Source organism: Nocardia sp. JCM 34519.1, from assembly GCF_020361265.1.
Classification (GTDB): Bacteria; Actinomycetota; Actinomycetes; order Mycobacteriales; family Mycobacteriaceae; genus Nocardia; species Nocardia arthritidis_A.
In genome coordinates this window covers 429,800-445,467 of the sequence record NZ_JAIRBR010000005.1, presented here as the reverse complement: position 1 = coordinate 445,467, position 15,668 = coordinate 429,800, and the positions used below count along the sequence as shown (strand labels likewise).

Genomic DNA, 15,668 nt, shown 5'->3' with positions numbered 1-15,668 from the left:
AATCCATCATGACCGCAGCAACTACGATCGCACTGTTCAACCAGCCCGAAGCGCCCGGACTCACCATTCGCGATGTGATCGAGGGCCAGACCGCCGCCCAACTGGTCGTCGCCGCCGACGACTGGGGTTGGTGGGCAACGCTTTTGAACGGCGACTCGATCGCGCCGACCAGCGGTATCCAGCACACCGTCACCGAGGGTCTGGTGCGCGCCGGATTCCTGACCCGGCGCGGGCACCGCTTCCAGCTCACCCACACCGGCCACGACATCGCGAAGAATCGTGGCTTCATCCGGGTCGCGACCCGCGGCTGGGAGCCGACGTTCCGGCAGCTGTCCGGCAATGGCGACCGGCCCTACATACCCGCCGCCACCGAACCGGCCGAGGTGGCCCGCGGCTGCACCGATATCGCGCGGCGCCGCCCGGAAATCCTGCAGGGCATCGGACGTGCCATCGCCGCGCGGGAACCGGGCTGCACCATCGATCTCGGCTGCGCGGGCGCCGGGCGGGTGCGGGCGCTGGCCGAACTCGCGCCCGCCGAACGGTTCATCGGAGTGGATATCGAGGACGAGGTGATCGCCGCTGCCACCGCCGAAATCGCGGAATCGGCGGCGGCCGACCGGATCCGGCTCTTCACCGGATCCGTGCAGCCCGGCGCTGCGACGCCGGACTGGCTCGCGCTGATCGACCGCGACGCGGTGACCACCGCGATGTCGTTCTTCCTGCTGCATCAGCTGGCCAGCGACGGCGGCGGCATCCTGGCGGTGCTCGGCGCGTGGATGGACTGGTTCCCGAATCTGCGCCGCCTCGTCGTCGGGGACGGATATCTGCTCGACGCGCCGCAGTGGACGGCGCAACCGTGGTTCGCGCCGACCTACGAGATCTACCACACCATCACCGGTGTCCGGCTGTGGACGCGGGAGGAGTACGAGCAGGCCTTCCACGCACTGGGCTGGTCGGTCGCGCGCAGCTTCGACGATCACACCATGCTGGTGACGACCATTCTGGAGCGCTGAACCACCGCGTCGCGCAGCCGGTTCGGGCCTACCGGTCGTGTGCGTCCGGGCGCATCGGCGGGCAGACGCCGCCTGGGATGGTCGCGCGTTCGAAATGCCACCACTCGTTGCCGTACATCCGGCACAGACCCCAACGGGCGCCGTTGGCCTCCAGCCATTGCGCGCCCGCCTGCGGGCCGACGTCGACCGCCTGTCCGGAGACGTGTGTCGATTCGTCGGGCGGCAGCACCCAGCGGCGGGCGGCATCGGGACTGCCGTAGGTCCGCACCCCGTCGTCCCAGAGTCGCTGCTGTTCGTCGCGGGTGCGGTAGCCGGAGGTGATGGACAGCGGCACACCCTCGGCGTGCGCCGCCCGCTCGGCGAGGGTGTACGCGACCGCGAGGCCCGGTTCCAGTCCCTCGGTGCCCGCAGCGGAGCCGAGGGCCGCACGCGGATCGATCGGTAGGCCGGGCGCGGCCTGCGCGGCGCCCGCCGCCACCGTGGCCGCGACCACCGCGGGCAGCAGCACCGCGGGCAGTCCGAGCCGAATCCGATTCGCCGAGCCATCGTTCGTCAGCAACATGGTGGCGATGTTAGCGGCACAGTCCACAATTCCCCAGGAAAGGTCGTTGTCCACAAACCTATTCCAGTGTTGTGGATCACCATGCACAGGAAATAGACATATATGAGTAACCGGAAAACTCCTGTGCTTTAGCGCAATTCGTGATAGATCCGCCAGCGGAATAGACCGATCGGACATGACCGCCGCATATGGCGGCGTGTCGGCCCGATCGCAGCCTCCCGCACCCCCGGATTCGGCCGTGACCACGCCGAATCCAGCCGCGGATCCGGGATCCAGGCTCAACGATCGCCCAGATCACACGAATCAGCTTGGCGCACAGCGCTTATCACGACCTAACGGGCCGATCGGCAATTTCACGCTCCCCCACCCGATTTCGCCTCGACCAAGCAGGTCGGCAGCCATTCGAACGGCATGGGATCCGGCGAAACAACGCAGGGCGGACATTCGAAACCGACCGCCCCGCTTCAAGATATCCACAGCTTGCGGAATTCCACAATTCACTCCCCAACCATGTGAAGAGTGAATACATCTGAATTGCCGGCACGTCGCACGGCAGCCCCCGTGCTACCCCTCCGCGCGACCCTCGAGCGCATGTCTGCCGTACGTTTCGGCGGCGGGCTGCATCCGGGTGCCCGCCCCGCGCTGGATCGTCTCCGTCGACTCCCGATTGCGCCCGATGCGCGCCCCGATCTCGCTGCCGTGCTCACGCGCGTAGGCGACCGCCAGCTCGATTTTCCGCGAGTGCAGATCGGACTGGGCGCTGAGCACCGCGATGCGGCGCTCCACCGGGCCGTCCAATTCCTGTAGGCGCGCAACGATTTCCCACACGTCCGGACCCGCCGCCAATGCGGCGCGGCGATCGCCGATGGGTCCGCGGAAAACGATGCCCGGATGTTCCAGCTGCGCGACACCCTCGCGGATGAGGCGATTCAGCAACACCTGGGCACTGGTTCCTTCCCGGGACGCTCGCTCGGACAACCAGCGGCTGGTCGCGTCCGAGATACGAATGGACGTACTCATTACCCTCCTCGACCTCCATTGGCACTTCCTCGGCAACATGGGTTCGCCATCCAAGGGTGCCGCGAAAACGGCGATGCCGCCCCGGTGATCGGGGGTGACATCGCCGTGTCCGCACGGATGTCAAAGCGGTCGAACGCCCAGTTCAGCGGCCCGAAGGGGCTCAGACGCGCTCCTTGGACCGGGTGCGCACCCGCAGCGCGATCGGCTTCTGGGTTTCGGCGAAGAAGTCGTTGCCCTTGTCGTCGACGACGATGAAGGCCGGGAAGTCCTCGACCTCGATCTTCCACACGGCCTCCATACCGAGCTCCGGATACTCCAGCACCTCGACCGATTTGATGCAGTCCAGCGCCAGCCGCGCCGCGGGCCCGCCGATGGAGCCGAGGTAGAACCCGCCATGCTCCTTGCACGCCTTGGTCACCTGCGCCGAGCGGTTGCCCTTCGCCAGCATGACGAACGAACCGCCCGCCGCCTGGAACTGATCGACATAGGAATCCATCCGGCCGGCGGTGGTGGGACCGAACGAGCCGGAGGCATAACCCTCCGGCGTCTTGGCCGGGCCCGCGTAGTACACGGCCATATCGCGCAGGTAATCCGGCATCGGCTCACCGGCGTCGAGCCGCTCCTTGATCTTCGCGTGCGCGATATCGCGGGCGACCACCAGCGGGCCGTTCAGCGAAAGGCGGGTCTTCACCGGGTATTTCGACAATTCGGCGCGGATCTCCGACATCGGCCGGTTCAGATCGATCCGCACGACGTCACCGCCCAGGATGGCGTCGGTCTGCTCGGGCAGGTACTGCGCGGGTTCGCGCTCGAGCTGTTCGAGGAATACGCCCTCCGGGGTGATCTTCGCCAGCGCCTGCCGGTCCGCCGAACACGAAACCGCGATGGCCACCGGACAACTCGCGCCGTGCCTGGGCAGGCGAACGACGCGCACGTCGTGGCAGAAGTACTTACCGCCGAATTGCGCACCGATACCGAAGGATTGGGTAAGTTTGAACACCTCTTCCTCCAACTCCAGATCCCGGAAGGCATGGGCCGCAAGGGATCCCTCGGTGGGCAGGTGGTCCAGGTAATGCGCGGACGCGTATTTCGCGGTCTTCAACGCGAATTCGGCACTGGTGCCGCCGATCACCACCGCGAGGTGATAGGGCGGGCAGGCCGCGGTGCCGAGCGAGCGGATCTTCTCGTCCAGGAATTCCAGCATCCGCGCCGGATTCAGGATGGCCTTGGTCTCCTGGTACAGAAACGACTTGTTGGCCGAACCGCCGCCCTTGGCCATGAATAGGAATTTGTATGCCGGATGCGCGGGATCGCCCGGGGTGGAATACAACTCGATCTGCGCGGGCAGATTCGAGCCGGTGTTCTTCTCATCCCACATGGTGATCGGCGCGAGCTGCGAATAGCGCAGGTTCAGCTTGGTATAGGCGTCGAACACGCCCCGGCTGATCCATTCGGCGTCGTCGGCGCCGGTGAGCACGCCCTCGGACTTCTTGCCCATCACGATCGCGGTGCCGGTGTCCTGACACATCGGCAGGATGCCGCCCGCCGAGATGTTCACGTTCTTGAGCAGGTCGAGCGCGACGAAGCGATCGTTGCCGCTGGATTCCGGATCGTCGATGATCTTGCGCAGCTGGGTGAGGTGCGCGGGCCGCAGGTAGTGGCTGATGTCGTGCATCGCCTCGGCGGTGAGCAGCCGCAGCGCCTCCGGCTCGACCTGCAGGAAGGTGCGGCCGTTGTGCTCGAACGTGCTGACGCCCTCGGTGGTGAGCAACCGGTACGGGGTGTCGTCGGCGCCGATCGGCAGCAGATCTGAATAGCGGAACTCCGGGGTCGTCACGGGTCGCGCACTCCTTCGGGGTGGGTCGGTGGGCTCGCGCCCGGCGCGGCCGGAACCGAAATCGGCCCGCTGGGACAGAGCACAGCGAGCGTATCGGCCATAACCGGCACCGACTTGCTTAGGCAAGCCTTATCGCCGCCGCGGAATGTGCGCGGCTGGGACCCGTCACAAAAGGTTGCACGTTCAACCCCGGGGGTGTTACCTCTTACCTGACACGTCAGAGTTTGGAGCGACCGTGACAGAACCCCACTGGCTCGATGACGTCGAAATGCGTGCCTGGTTGGGTTTCGTGCGCACTCGAGATCTGATCGCCGCCGCCGTCGGTCGCGACTCCACCCGCGAGTCCAACCTGACCTATATCGAATATTCCGTTCTGGCGAACCTGGCGAATTCCGCCGATCATCGACTCACCTTCGCCGACCTGGCCGCGCGCCTCGAATGGTCGCAAAGCCGGTTGTCCCATCAGATCACCCGGATGGAGAAACGCGGATTGGTGGTGCGCGAACCGATTCCGGACGACGCCCGCCGCACCGCCGCCCGGCTCACCCAGCGCGGAACCGATGTGCTGACCGCGGCCGCGCCCGCGCACGTGCTCAGCGTGCGCAGGCACATGATCGATGTGCTCGACCGTGAACAGCTGGCCGCGCTCGCCGATATATACGACACGCTGCTCGCACACCACCGCGGCACCGCGACCGAAAACGACTGAGCCCGGAAACGACTGGGGTTCAGGGCAATCCGAGCGCGCGCTCGAATCCGTCGGGCACCACGATATCGCCCCGATCCAATTCCGCCACCGTGGTTTTGCGCAGGCCCAGCAGCGCCGAATCGATTCCGCCGCGCAGGATGTCGAGCACATTCTCGACGCCCGCCTGACCGTTCGCGGCCAGGCCCCACAAATAGGCCCGCCCGATCATGACCGCGCGTGCGCCGAGCGCCACCGCCTTGACCACATCGCTGCCGCGCCGAATTCCGCCGTCCAGCAATACTTCCAGCTGCCCGCCGACCCGATCGGCGAGCACCGGGAGCGCGCGAATCGCCGCCGGTGTCCCGTCGAGATTGTTGCCGCCGTGATTCGATACCGAGATGGCGGCGACTCCCGCGTCGACCGCGCGCAGCGCGTCGTCCACCCGCATCACACCCTTGAGCATGACCGGGCCGTCCCACTGTTCGCAGATCCAGCGCACATCGGACCAGTCCGGCGGCGGGGTGCCCATCCATTCGCCGTACGCGCCGAAGAAGCCGGGCGCCGGTCCGTCGCCGACGGCCATATTCGGCGCGGTGAGATCCGGAATATGCTTGGCGCGCAGGTACGTTGCCAGCCAGCGCGGCTTCGCGACGGTCTGCGGCGCGAATTTCAGCATGGTGCGCAGGTCCAGCTTCTCGGGAATCACCGGGCTGCCCCAGTCCCGGCCGTGGGAGAAGGACCAGTCGAGGGTGAGGATGAGGCCCACCGCGCCCGCGCTTTTCGCGCGCGACATCCGCTGCAGGATCTCGTCCTTGCCGCCGCACCAATACAACTGGAAGAAGGTGGCCGGGTTCGCGGCGATCACCTCCTCGACCGGTTTGCTCGCGAATGAGCTGAGCCCCATGGCGATTCCGCGCGCGGCGGCGGCCCTGGCCACCGCGACCTCACCGTCCGGATGCACCGCCTGCACGCCGGTCGGCGAGATCAGCACCGGCATCGAAAGCGTTTGTCCCAGTACGGTCGTCGATTGGTCGCGAGCGCCGATCGGGCCCGCGACGTGCGGGGCGAAGCCGAGTTCGGCGAATGCGCGCTGATTGTCCTCGATGGTCTGGCCACGCTCGGATCCGGCGACCAGCGCGCCGTAAACCGATTTGGGCAGGCGCTTTTTCGCGCGCCGCTGCGCCTCGGCGACGGATTCGAACCACGGGTTCATCGGGGAGTTCCTTCCGCGAGTGTGTCCGGCCACAGCCGCCGGATATGTGCGACGAGGTCGGCGGTCAGCCGATCGAGCAGCTCGCGGCCCTCGATCGCGCCGGCGCCCACCGGATCTCCGAGCACACCATTCGGGCTGACGGCGCGCACGCCGCCGGACCGCAGCAGCGGCATGATCTCGGAAAGGGCTCTGGTATCGCCCTTTTCGGCGCGCTCCAGGCGCACCCTGGCCGGGTCGATGGCCAGTTGCAATGCGGTCTCGGACCGGCCCGCATGCGGATCACCCTGCCAGCGCGGCAGATACAGCCCGACATCGCGGGATTCCCCGCGCAGCACCGTCACCGCCCGGTCGAGCGGTTCCAGGTTGCCGCCGTGCCCGCTGACCAGCAGGATGCGCTCGAATGTCGCGGTGGCCGACCGGCACAGCTCCACCACCAGCAGCTCCAGCGCCGCCTGCCCGATCGAGATGGTGCCGGGAAATCCGGCGTGCTCACCGCTGGCACCGTACGGAACGGCCGGTGCCACAACGATATTCGAGTATCGCCCGGCCACCCGGCGGCAGAGTTCGACGGCGATGTCGGTATCGGTGGACAGCGGCAGATGCGGGCCGTGCTGTTCGGTCGCGCCGAGCGGTACGAGCAGCACCGCCACGTCCAGGGCACCCGCCTCCGGCCATGTGAGATCCGCCACCAGCATGCCGGGAGATTATCGTCAGTCGCTGACATAATCAACATCCGGCAATCGCGCCATAATCATCAGCTGTGACGGCAACGCGCGGCCGCCCCCGCGGCACCACCAAACGCGAACTCGAACTCATCGCCATGCGGCTGTTCACCGAGCAGGGCTTCGACGAGACGACGGTCGATCAGATCGCCGCGGCCGCCGGCATCAGCGGGCGCACCTTCTTCCGTTACTTCCCGACCAAGGCCGAGGTGCTCTGGTATCAGTTCGACGACGAAGTCGCGGCATTGCGCGCGGCCTTCGCCACCGTGCCCGACGATATTCCGATGATGACCGCCGTGCGTCGAGTCGTGGTGAACGCCAATCGATATCGCGCAGAGGACGTCCCCGAGCTGCGCACCAGGATGCACCTGGTGAGCGCGGTGCCCGCGCTCGCGGCCACCGCGGGTGCGCACTACGACGCCTGGGAGCGCGCCGTAAGCGACTTCGCCGCGCGCAGACTCGGCGAACCCACGGACGCGCTGATCCCGCTGGCCGTCGGCCGGACCACCCTGGCCGCCGCGCGCGCGGCCTTCGACGCGTGGCTGGCCCGCGCCGACACGGACCTCACTGTCTACCTCGACGCGGCACTGGCCGCACTCGCGCGCGGCTTCGACCCGACCGACGCCGAAACCGATCAGCTATCGGAGCTACCGGAAGGTTTCGGCGGCAAACGGCTCGGGGTATGACTAGGCTCGGTAACGGCTCGCAGCCGACAAGCACGAACGACCCGACAGATCCGTCGAAAGGGGCAGGAATTTCCATGTCCGAGGTTTCCATGAGCGTTTCGGCGGATTCGCTGCCGGCGGGCCCCGTCGACAACCTGCTCCCCGAACTCGTCGAGCATCTGCGGCAGAACCGCACCGCGCTGCGCGAGGAATGGGCCCGGCGCATCGGCGACGCCCAACTGCTCACCGCGATGACCCCGGAGGAAATCTTCTCCGAGGCGACCTCCATCTACGACAACTACGTCGAGGTGCTCGAGACCGGTAGCGCCGAGGCCCTGCAGGCCTACGCGCGCGACCTGTCCGAACGCATCATCCCGAGAGGCGTCGAGATCGAGGAGGTCATCGGCATCGTGCTGCTGCTGCGTGACGTGCTCGCCCGCTCGCTGTTCGAGAAGTACCAGGCCGATTTCGAATTGCTCAACGCGGTGCTCGACGCCTACGAGCCCGCCGCCAACCGCATCGCCAACACACTGGCCGTCTCGTTCGTGCAAGAGCGCGAACGCGTTATCCGCCAGCAGCAGGAGGCCATTCGCGAACTCTCGACTCCGGTGTTGCAGGTGCGCGAGCAGCTGCTCATCCTGCCGATCATCGGCGTGCTGGACGGCCAGCGCGCCCGCCAGCTCACCGAGCAGCTGCTGCGCGCGATCCGGGCGAACCGCGCCAAGGTGGTCGTCATCGATATCACCGGTGTGCCGCAGATCGATTCGACGGTAGCCAACCACCTGGTGCAGACGGTGGACGCCTCCGGCCTGATGGGCGCCAACGTCATCATCACCGGCCTGTCCTCGGAGATCGCCCTCACGCTGGTGACCATCGGCCTCGACCTGTCCAAGATGAACGCCGTCGGCGACCTCCAGGGTGGTATCGAGGAGGCGGAACGGCTACTCGGATACGAAGTTTCGCGGGTCACCGAGCGTGCCGGCGAGCGTGACGGTCGCTGATCAGGCGGGCTCATGCCGGTTCCGATTCTCAAGCAGGGTAACTATCTCATAGCGTCGGTCCAGTCAGCATTGACCGACGCCGATACCGAGCGCCTGCAGGACGACCTGATGAAGCAGGTCAGCAGATTCCGCGCGCAGGGGATCATCGTCGATGTCACCGCGATCGACGTGATGGATTCCTTCGCCGCGAGATCGCTGCGCACCATCGCGCATATGACGCGGCTGCGCGGCGCCGATACGGTAATCGTCGGGCTGCAACCGGAAGTCGCGTTCGCGATGGTGCAGCTCGGGTTGACGTTCGAGGATATGCACACCGCCCTCGATCTCGAAGAGGGTCTCGCGTGGCTGAATCGCAAGACGCCGACCCGCCGCGCGCAGCGAGACGGTCGTGACAGTGGCCGCTGAGAACGTGGTGATCGCGGTGCAGGTGTCGGGTGACATCGTGACCGCACGTCAAGCCGGACGTGAACTGGCAGCCAAACTCGGTTTCTCGCTGACCGATCGCACCATGATCTCCACCGCCATCTCCGAAATAGCCAGGAATATCACCAGTTACGCGGGCAGCGGCGAGATCCGGCTGCTGGTCGACGATCGCGAGGGCCGCCAGGCGCTGGTGGTCCAGGCCGAGGATCAGGGTCCCGGCATCCGCGATATCGCGCGGGCGCTCGAGGACGGCTACTCCACCGGGCGTGGGCTCGGGCTCGGATTGCCCGGCGCGAAAAGGCTGATGGACCGGTTGACCATCGAATCCTCGCCTGGCCGAGGCACGTTGGTGGAGATGTGGAAGTGGGTACCCAACGGTGCATGAGGACGGGTTCATCGGCCGAATCGAATGGGCGGTGGCCGGTCGCGCACTGCCGGGTCAGCGGGTCTCCGGTGATCGCGGGGTCGTTCTCGACGCGGGCGGGGGTTCGGTGCTCTTCGCGGTGCTCGACGGGCTCGGGCACGGTGCGCCCGCTGCCGACGCGGCCGACCGGGCCGCGCAGGTGCTCGCGGAGAACCGCGCCGAACCGCTGGACGTACTGATGGTGCTCTGTCACCGGGCGATGGCCGATACCCGCGGCGCCGCGGTGTCTTTGGCGCTGTTCGGCTCGGGCGATACGGTGCACTGGCTCGGGGTCGGCAATGTGGAGTCCCGGGTGTTGACGGCGGGTCCGGTCGGCCTGACGGTGCGCGCGAGCGCGCTGTTGACCGGCGGCATCGTCGGCTATCGACTACCGCAGAACCTGCAGACGCAGACCGTTCCGGTGCGCCCGGGCGATCTGCTGCTGATGTCCACCGACGGCATCGTCCCCGAATCCGCCGACGGCATAGATCTTTCCAAGTCGACCGCGGAGATCACCTCGGAGATTCTGGCCAGGCACGCCAAGGACACCGACGACGCGCTGGTGCTCGCGGCCCGCCATCGGGGTGGAACGGTCGCGGTGCCGTCATGAGCGAGGTCTTGGCGGCGTTTCTGGAGGATTACGCGAAAGCGCTACGGCGCCATCTGGATTCGCCGTCACAGGCCGGTCTCGGCGAGGGTTACGAACTCGGCAGGCGGGCGCTGGTGGAGGGCATCAGCCTGCTCGATCTCACCGAAAACCATTACCGGGTAACCCATTCGGTGGGCGGGCTGGATCCGCGGGTGACCGAGACGGCGCTGGAATTCCTGTTGCAGACGCTGGCGGCCCTCGATATCGCCACCCGCGGCTACCTCGACGGCGCCCGCCGCTACGAGCAACAGCGCACTCGCGCAGACGATCTCGCCGACCGTGACGCCTTCCGCACCGCGCTGGTGGAATCGCTGCAGGACGGTTTCTTCGTCGCCGACGCGCGCGGCACCATCGTCGAGGTCAACTCGGCCTTCGGCGCGCTGACCGGCTACGGCCCGGCCGATGTGCCCTATCCGCTGCCGCATCCGTGGTCGGTGCCGGACGGGCCGCGCTATCCCGATCTCGTCACCGCGGCACAGCGTTTCGTGCTGCCGATCCGGCACCGGGACGGGCGCCCGGTATGGCTCGCGGTGAGCACGAGCGCGCTGATCAAACCGGAGAACAACGAGCGCATCTTCGTCGGCACCATCCGCGACGTCACCGCGGAACACGATGCGCAGGCCCGGGATCAGGCCGCGTCCCGGCTGGCCACCGCGGTGGCCTCGGCGACGAGCGTGGTGGAGGTGCTCGCGGTCGGCCTCGACGAATTGCGGCGCACCGTCGGCGCGCAGAGCGCGGTGGTCTCGGTGTGGCCGAATCGGCACACCGGGCCCGAGGTGTATGTCTCGGGCGCCCAAGAGGATTCGGGCGACGCGGCGGGCGCCGGGCTCAGCGCGCGGGCGCGCGCGCTGCTCGACCGGGCGCGCAGGCAGCCGGGCCGCAGCCTGTTCGCGATTCCGGAGGGCACCGATTTCTCCGAGGGCATCGTCGCCCCGCTGGGCGAAACCGGCGACGCCGCACTGTGGTTGCGCTTCGCCGCGCCGCGCGCGATCAGTGCCGCCGACTGGACCCTGTTCTCTCTGCTCATCGGGCATCTCAGCCTGGCCGTGCAGCGGGCGCGCAACTTCGATCAGGCGCGGTCCACCTCGCTGACGTTGCAGCGGGCCATGCTCGGGCCGATCGAACTGCCGCCGCGCTTCTCGGTGCACTACGAGCCCGCGCTGCCGCCGCTGGAGATCGGCGGCGACTGGTACGACGTGGTGCCGCTGAAGGACGGCACCATCGGCGTCGTGGTCGGCGACTGTGTGGGCCGTGGCCTGTCCGCGGCCGTGGTGATGGGTCAATTGCGCACCGCGGCAAGGGCTTTACTGCTGCGCGGCGCCGGGCCCGCGCAGCTGCTCGCCGAACTCGACACCGTCGCGTCGCGGATACCCGGTGCGATGTGCACCACGGTGTGCGCCGCCGTGCTGGATCCGGTGCGCGGGCTGGTCCGCTACAGCAGCGCCGGACATATGCCGCCGATCCTCGCCGATGTGAATTCGACCGGCAGGCTGCTGGAGGGCGGGCGCTCGGTGCCGCTGGCCACCTTCGATCCGCCGCGGCGGCCCGAGGCCACCACCGCGCTGTCGCCCGGTTCGACGCTGGTGCTGTTCACCGACGGCCTGGTCGAGCAGCGCGGCGTCGATATCGATGACGGATTCGCCAAGATCGCCGCGGTGCTCGCCGACACCTCGGGCAAACTGCCGCGCGAGGTGGCCGACGCGGTGCTGTCGCGGCTGCGCCCGGCCGCGGGCTACGACGACGACGTCGCGATGGTCGTGTACCGGCAGCCGCCCGCCCCCCTGCATCTCGACGTGCCCGCCGAGGCGCGGCAGCTGGCCGGGCTGCGCCGCAGACTGAAGGCGTGGTTCGCGGCGGCGGCGGTGCCGCACGAGTTGGCCGCCGATCTGGTCGCCGCGGCGAATGAGGCGTGCAGCAACTGCATCGAACACGCCTACCGCGACGGGGCCGCTGTCGGAACCGTTGTGCTGCACGCCGAATGCGATACCGAACGGGTGGTCATCACGGTCGTCGACACCGGGTCGTGGAAGCCGCGCGCGGCGGATCCCGGCCATCGCGGTCGCGGCATCGATATGATGCGGGCGCTCACCGAGGAACTCGATATCGACCACACCGGACCGGGCACCCGCGTCCGCATGTCGGTCACCTTGCCCGCCATCGCGTTTCCGGTGGCCAATCCGCTGCGCGGGACGGGTCGGCGGACACCCGGGTAATCCGAGCTATCGAGCGACGCTCCCGGAGCCGGGAATACCGGCCTCGGGAGCATCGACCAATTCGGAACTACTCCGCTACGCGGACTGCGACAGCTGCTCGAGTATCTTCAACAAAAACATGAATGTGGACGAACCACTATCGATGCCCGCACCGATCATCATATTGTACAAAGAGTGCATTTTCGCTCCTAGCCATCAGTGCTTCGAATCGTTCCTACGATTCCGTTCAGAAATGCTAGAGCGAAGTGAAGCATGTCACAGTCACAATTAGATGTGATGTAAGTCACTCATTCTCCGTAGCACGCATAACTTCGGCAGTCGGAGGTCGAACCACGGATTCCCGCCGGTCGTAGGCCGGAACTTCCCTGCGGGCCAGCATATTTCAATCGCCAACAGCGACCGCGGCCACACCTCGGTCCGGCAACGGGAAGGGCAGGCAATGTCGTAGCAAAGTATTCTTCAGCAAATTTCGAGAATTTCACCGACCTGAAGTAAGCCGCTGGCGAAAACCGTGCCGCGCGCCCATTTGCCAGAAATAAGCGAGTACCGGGAAGAATTTTCGGCCACCTGTGCGACAGCTCCCGGCGACCGGGCGAAATGCACACCTATTGCGTGGATCGGGCCGCCCGATTTTGCGAGCTCGATGGCGGGCCCCGACCGGATGATCCGAGTGCGGGCGAGGCTCGATGCGGCGACACCCCGGACCGCAACGTGACAACCGTCCGCGATGGACAGGCGTCGTATAGGTTCGGTTACGGTGAGTGTGGCACGGCCGGTGCGTAGCCAGCGGTTGACAGGCTGTCCACCAGGCCCGAAGCCATGAGACGGATGGAGGAGATGCGGAAATCCGGTGCCGCGCCGACTGGAACGCCCCGGTTTCACCGGGATCGGACAGCAATCGGCATATGCTCGAAAGATCTTGTCGCGCAGGCTGTTACGACGGAATATCCCTGGTTGGGGCCGTTTTCGTGAACCATCAATAGTAGATTGGGATGCTGTGACCAACACTTCCGGAGATGCGTATCCCCTGGCGGAAACGATGACCACCTCGGTGGTGGAGCACGAGGGCGCGACCGTACTCGCGGTAGCAGGCGAGGTCGACCTGGCGACGGCCCCCGCACTGGAGAGCGCGATCGAGGGGATCCTGAGCGGTAAACCCGCTGCGCTGATCATCGATCTGAGCGCCGTCAGCTTCCTCGCCTCGGCGGGTATGGCGGCGCTGGTGGCCGCGCACAAGCGGGCGGGCGCCGCCACCGTGATGGCGGTGGTCGCCGAGGGACCGGCGACCAGCCGTCAGCTCAAGATGACCAGCCTCGATCAGGTCTTCGCACTACACGCGACCCTGGACGATGCGCTCGCGGGGCTCCGCTCGCGCTGATCGGGCTCGCGCTGACCGCTCAGCACAATTCCCGCAACTGCTCGACCAGCTTCACCCGATCGGCCGGGGTGGCCGCCATGGGGACGACGTTCAGCGTGGTGACACCCGCCTCGGCGAAGGCCGCGATCCGCTCCTTGACATATCCGGCCGGGCCGACCAGCGAGATGTTGCGGACCAGTTCGTCCGGCACCACCTTGGCCGCCTCCTCCTTCTTGCCCGCCAGGTACAGCTCCTGGATGCGGTCGGCCTCGGCGCCGTAACCGTATTTCGTGGCGAGGGTGTGATAGAAGTTCTTGCCCTTCGCACCCATGCCGCCGATGTAGAGCGCCAGATGCGGTTTCACGAATTCCAGCAGCGGTTCGACATTTTCGCCGATGGCCAGGGCCGGGCCCGCGAAAACCTCCAGCTCGCCGAGCTGCGGGTCGCGCTTGGCCAGGCCGGCCGCGAGCGCGCCGCCCCAGATCTCCTTCGCCTTCTCCGGCAGGAAGAAGATGGGCTGCCAGCCCTCGGCGATCTCGGCGGCCAGCTCGACATTCTTCGGGCCGAGCGCGGCGAGCAGCACCGGAATGCGTTCCCGCACGGGGTGATTGATGAGTTTGAGGGCCTTGCCCAGACCGGTGCCGCGCTCGGCGGGCAGCGGGATCTGGTAGTACTTGCCCTGGTATTCGAGGCGTTCACGCCGCCACACCTTGCGGCAGATCTCCACCAGCTCCCTGGTGCGGCCGATCGGCGCGTCGTACGGCACGCCGTGGAAACCCTCGATCACCTGCGGGCCGGAGGCGCCGAGGCCGAGGATGAACCGCCCGTCGGAGACGAAATCCAGACCCGCGGCGGTCATCGCGGTGAGCGACGGCGTGCGGGTGTAGATCTGCAGGATGCCGGAGGCCAACTGCAGCGTGCTGGTCTTCGCCGCGAGGTATCCGAGCGCGCTGACGGCGTCGAACGAGTAAGCCTCCGGGACGAAGACGATGTCCAGACCGGCCCGTTCCAGGTCGGCGACCTCGGCCGCCGCCTCCTTGAAACCGCCCGAATAGTTGATGCCCAATCCGATCCGCATAACCGCGGAGTCTAATTTGCCGCGTTGTTCCGCAACCGCCGGTACCGATCGACTGTCCGGACTCGCCGGACGCGCGGGCCGGGTATGAATCGGGAACCGGTAGCGTGGAGCGGCATCCGACGTCGCACTCCGAAAGGCAAACCACCCGTGTCGCAGTCGTTCGCCGAGGCCACCCTCGCGCAGTACCTGTCCGATCTGGCGGCGAAGGTGCCCGCGCCGGGCGGGGGCGCGGTGGCCGCACTGCACGCCGCGCAGGGTGCGGCGCTGGTCGCGATGGTGGCCCGCTACACGACCAGGGCCAAGGACGCCGACAACCGTCCCGTGGTGGACCGGATCATCGAGGCCGCCGATTCGGCCCGGCAGCGGGCGCTCGCGCTGGCCGACGCCGACGCCGCGGCGTTCACCGCGGTCGGCGCGGCGTACAAACTGCCCAAGGACACGCCCGAGCAGGTGGCAGCCCGCACCGCCGCGATCAATGACGCGCTGGTGCAGGCCGCCAAGGTGCCCGCCGCCGTGGTGGACGAGGCCGACGAAATCCTCACCCTGGCCGCCGAACTGCTGCCGATCGGCAATCCGAACGTGGTCACCGATATCGGCGCGGCCGCCGACGCCTGCCGCGCCGCCGCGGGCAGCTCCCAGCTCAATATCGAGATCAACGTCGGCTCGCTGCCCGCGGCGGAGGGCGACCGCTTCGCCCCCGTCCTGATTCGCATCGACGAACTGCGCGCCCGCGCCGACGCGCTGCACGCCGACGTTCTGCACGTCGTGCGCAGCTGAAAGGCGTTGCGGCACAGGTTCGGTCCTGCCGCGGACGCGGCCGGTTC

16 protein-coding genes are annotated in these 15,668 nt (G+C 67.3%); 10 read left to right on the top strand and 6 right to left on the bottom strand.

Annotated features, from left to right (window positions below; genetic code table 11):
- The first annotated feature begins 8 nt into the window (after positions 1 to 8).
- Positions 9 to 1,013 (top strand): class I SAM-dependent methyltransferase, encoded by a 1,005-nt coding sequence (locus tag LGY53_RS16725; protein ID WP_225727582.1) that lies wholly within the window; start codon positions 9 to 11, stop codon positions 1,011 to 1,013.
- Between the two features lie 28 nt (positions 1,014 to 1,041).
- On the opposite strand, the gene LGY53_RS16720 is transcribed toward LGY53_RS16725, so the two are convergent.
- From LGY53_RS16720 to LGY53_RS16710, 3 genes are all read right to left on the bottom strand, one after another.
- A complete protein-coding gene (locus tag LGY53_RS16720; protein WP_225727581.1) occupies positions 1,042 to 1,575 on the bottom strand; it encodes a M15 family metallopeptidase in 534 nt (177 codons plus the stop codon).
- A gap of 564 nt (positions 1,576 to 2,139) precedes the next feature.
- Positions 2,140 to 2,595: a hypothetical protein gene (locus tag LGY53_RS16715; RefSeq protein ID WP_225727580.1), complete on the bottom strand. Its 456-nt coding sequence runs from the start codon at positions 2,593 to 2,595 to the stop codon at positions 2,140 to 2,142.
- 160 nt (positions 2,596 to 2,755) lie between these two features.
- Complete coding sequence (locus tag LGY53_RS16710; RefSeq protein ID WP_167475790.1) at positions 2,756 to 4,432, bottom strand: fumarate hydratase; 1,677 nt, start codon at positions 4,430 to 4,432, stop codon at positions 2,756 to 2,758.
- 235 nt (positions 4,433 to 4,667) lie between these two features.
- On the opposite strand from LGY53_RS16710, the gene LGY53_RS16705 reads away from it, so the two are divergent.
- Entirely contained in the window at positions 4,668 to 5,141 is a 474-nt protein-coding gene (locus tag LGY53_RS16705; RefSeq protein WP_225727579.1) for a MarR family winged helix-turn-helix transcriptional regulator, read from the top strand.
- Between the two features lie 19 nt (positions 5,142 to 5,160).
- Here LGY53_RS16705 and mftD read toward each other — a convergent pair whose 3' ends face one another.
- The gene (gene mftD, locus LGY53_RS16700; protein ID WP_225727578.1) at positions 5,161 to 6,333 is read right to left on the bottom strand and encodes a pre-mycofactocin synthase MftD; all 1,173 of its coding nucleotides are present in this window, start codon (positions 6,331 to 6,333) and stop codon (positions 5,161 to 5,163) included.
- Positions 6,330 to 7,028, bottom strand: coding sequence for a mycofactocin biosynthesis peptidyl-dipeptidase MftE (mftE, locus tag LGY53_RS16695; RefSeq protein WP_225727577.1), 699 nt, complete (start codon positions 7,026 to 7,028; stop codon positions 6,330 to 6,332). Before mftE ends, mftD begins: the two co-directional genes overlap by 4 nt.
- Positions 7,029 to 7,093: 65 nt before the next feature.
- Here mftE and mftR point away from each other — a divergent pair, with 65 nt between their 5' ends.
- The 7 genes from mftR (at position 7,094) to LGY53_RS16660 (ending at position 13,787) form a co-directional block, all read left to right on the top strand.
- Positions 7,094 to 7,741 carry a mycofactocin system transcriptional regulator gene (gene mftR / locus LGY53_RS16690; RefSeq protein ID WP_225727576.1) on the top strand — a complete coding sequence of 216 codons (648 nt, stop codon included), beginning with the start codon at positions 7,094 to 7,096 and terminating at the stop codon, positions 7,739 to 7,741.
- A gap of 74 nt (positions 7,742 to 7,815) precedes the next feature.
- The gene (locus LGY53_RS16685) at positions 7,816 to 8,721 is read left to right on the top strand and encodes an STAS domain-containing protein (RefSeq protein ID WP_167475795.1); all 906 of its coding nucleotides are present in this window, start codon (positions 7,816 to 7,818) and stop codon (positions 8,719 to 8,721) included.
- Positions 8,722 to 8,733: 12 nt separating this feature from the next.
- On the top strand, positions 8,734 to 9,126 hold the full coding sequence (locus LGY53_RS16680) for an STAS domain-containing protein (RefSeq protein WP_167475796.1): 393 nt from the start codon (positions 8,734 to 8,736) through the stop codon (positions 9,124 to 9,126).
- Entirely contained in the window at positions 9,116 to 9,529 is a 414-nt protein-coding gene (locus LGY53_RS16675; protein ID WP_167475797.1) for an anti-sigma regulatory factor, read from the top strand. Before LGY53_RS16680 ends, LGY53_RS16675 begins: the two co-directional genes overlap by 11 nt.
- The gene (locus LGY53_RS16670) at positions 9,522 to 10,157 is read left to right on the top strand and encodes a SpoIIE family protein phosphatase (RefSeq protein ID WP_167475798.1); all 636 of its coding nucleotides are present in this window, start codon (positions 9,522 to 9,524) and stop codon (positions 10,155 to 10,157) included. The genes LGY53_RS16675 and LGY53_RS16670 overlap by 8 nt, the downstream gene beginning before the upstream one ends.
- A complete protein-coding gene (locus tag LGY53_RS16665) occupies positions 10,154 to 12,409 on the top strand; it encodes a SpoIIE family protein phosphatase (protein ID WP_225727575.1) in 2,256 nt (751 codons plus the stop codon). Before LGY53_RS16670 ends, LGY53_RS16665 begins: the two co-directional genes overlap by 4 nt.
- 1,039 nt (positions 12,410 to 13,448) lie before the next feature.
- A complete protein-coding gene (locus LGY53_RS16660) occupies positions 13,449 to 13,787 on the top strand; it encodes an STAS domain-containing protein (RefSeq protein ID WP_167479511.1) in 339 nt (112 codons plus the stop codon).
- A gap of 19 nt (positions 13,788 to 13,806) precedes the next feature.
- On the opposite strand, the gene LGY53_RS16655 is transcribed toward LGY53_RS16660, so the two are convergent.
- On the bottom strand, positions 13,807 to 14,844 hold the full coding sequence (locus LGY53_RS16655; RefSeq protein WP_225727574.1) for an LLM class F420-dependent oxidoreductase: 1,038 nt from the start codon (positions 14,842 to 14,844) through the stop codon (positions 13,807 to 13,809).
- 147 nt (positions 14,845 to 14,991) lie between these two features.
- On the opposite strand from LGY53_RS16655, the gene LGY53_RS16650 reads away from it, so the two are divergent.
- Positions 14,992 to 15,621, top strand: coding sequence for a cyclodeaminase/cyclohydrolase family protein (locus LGY53_RS16650; protein ID WP_225727573.1), 630 nt, complete (start codon positions 14,992 to 14,994; stop codon positions 15,619 to 15,621).
- Positions 15,622 to 15,668 lie beyond the last annotated feature (47 nt).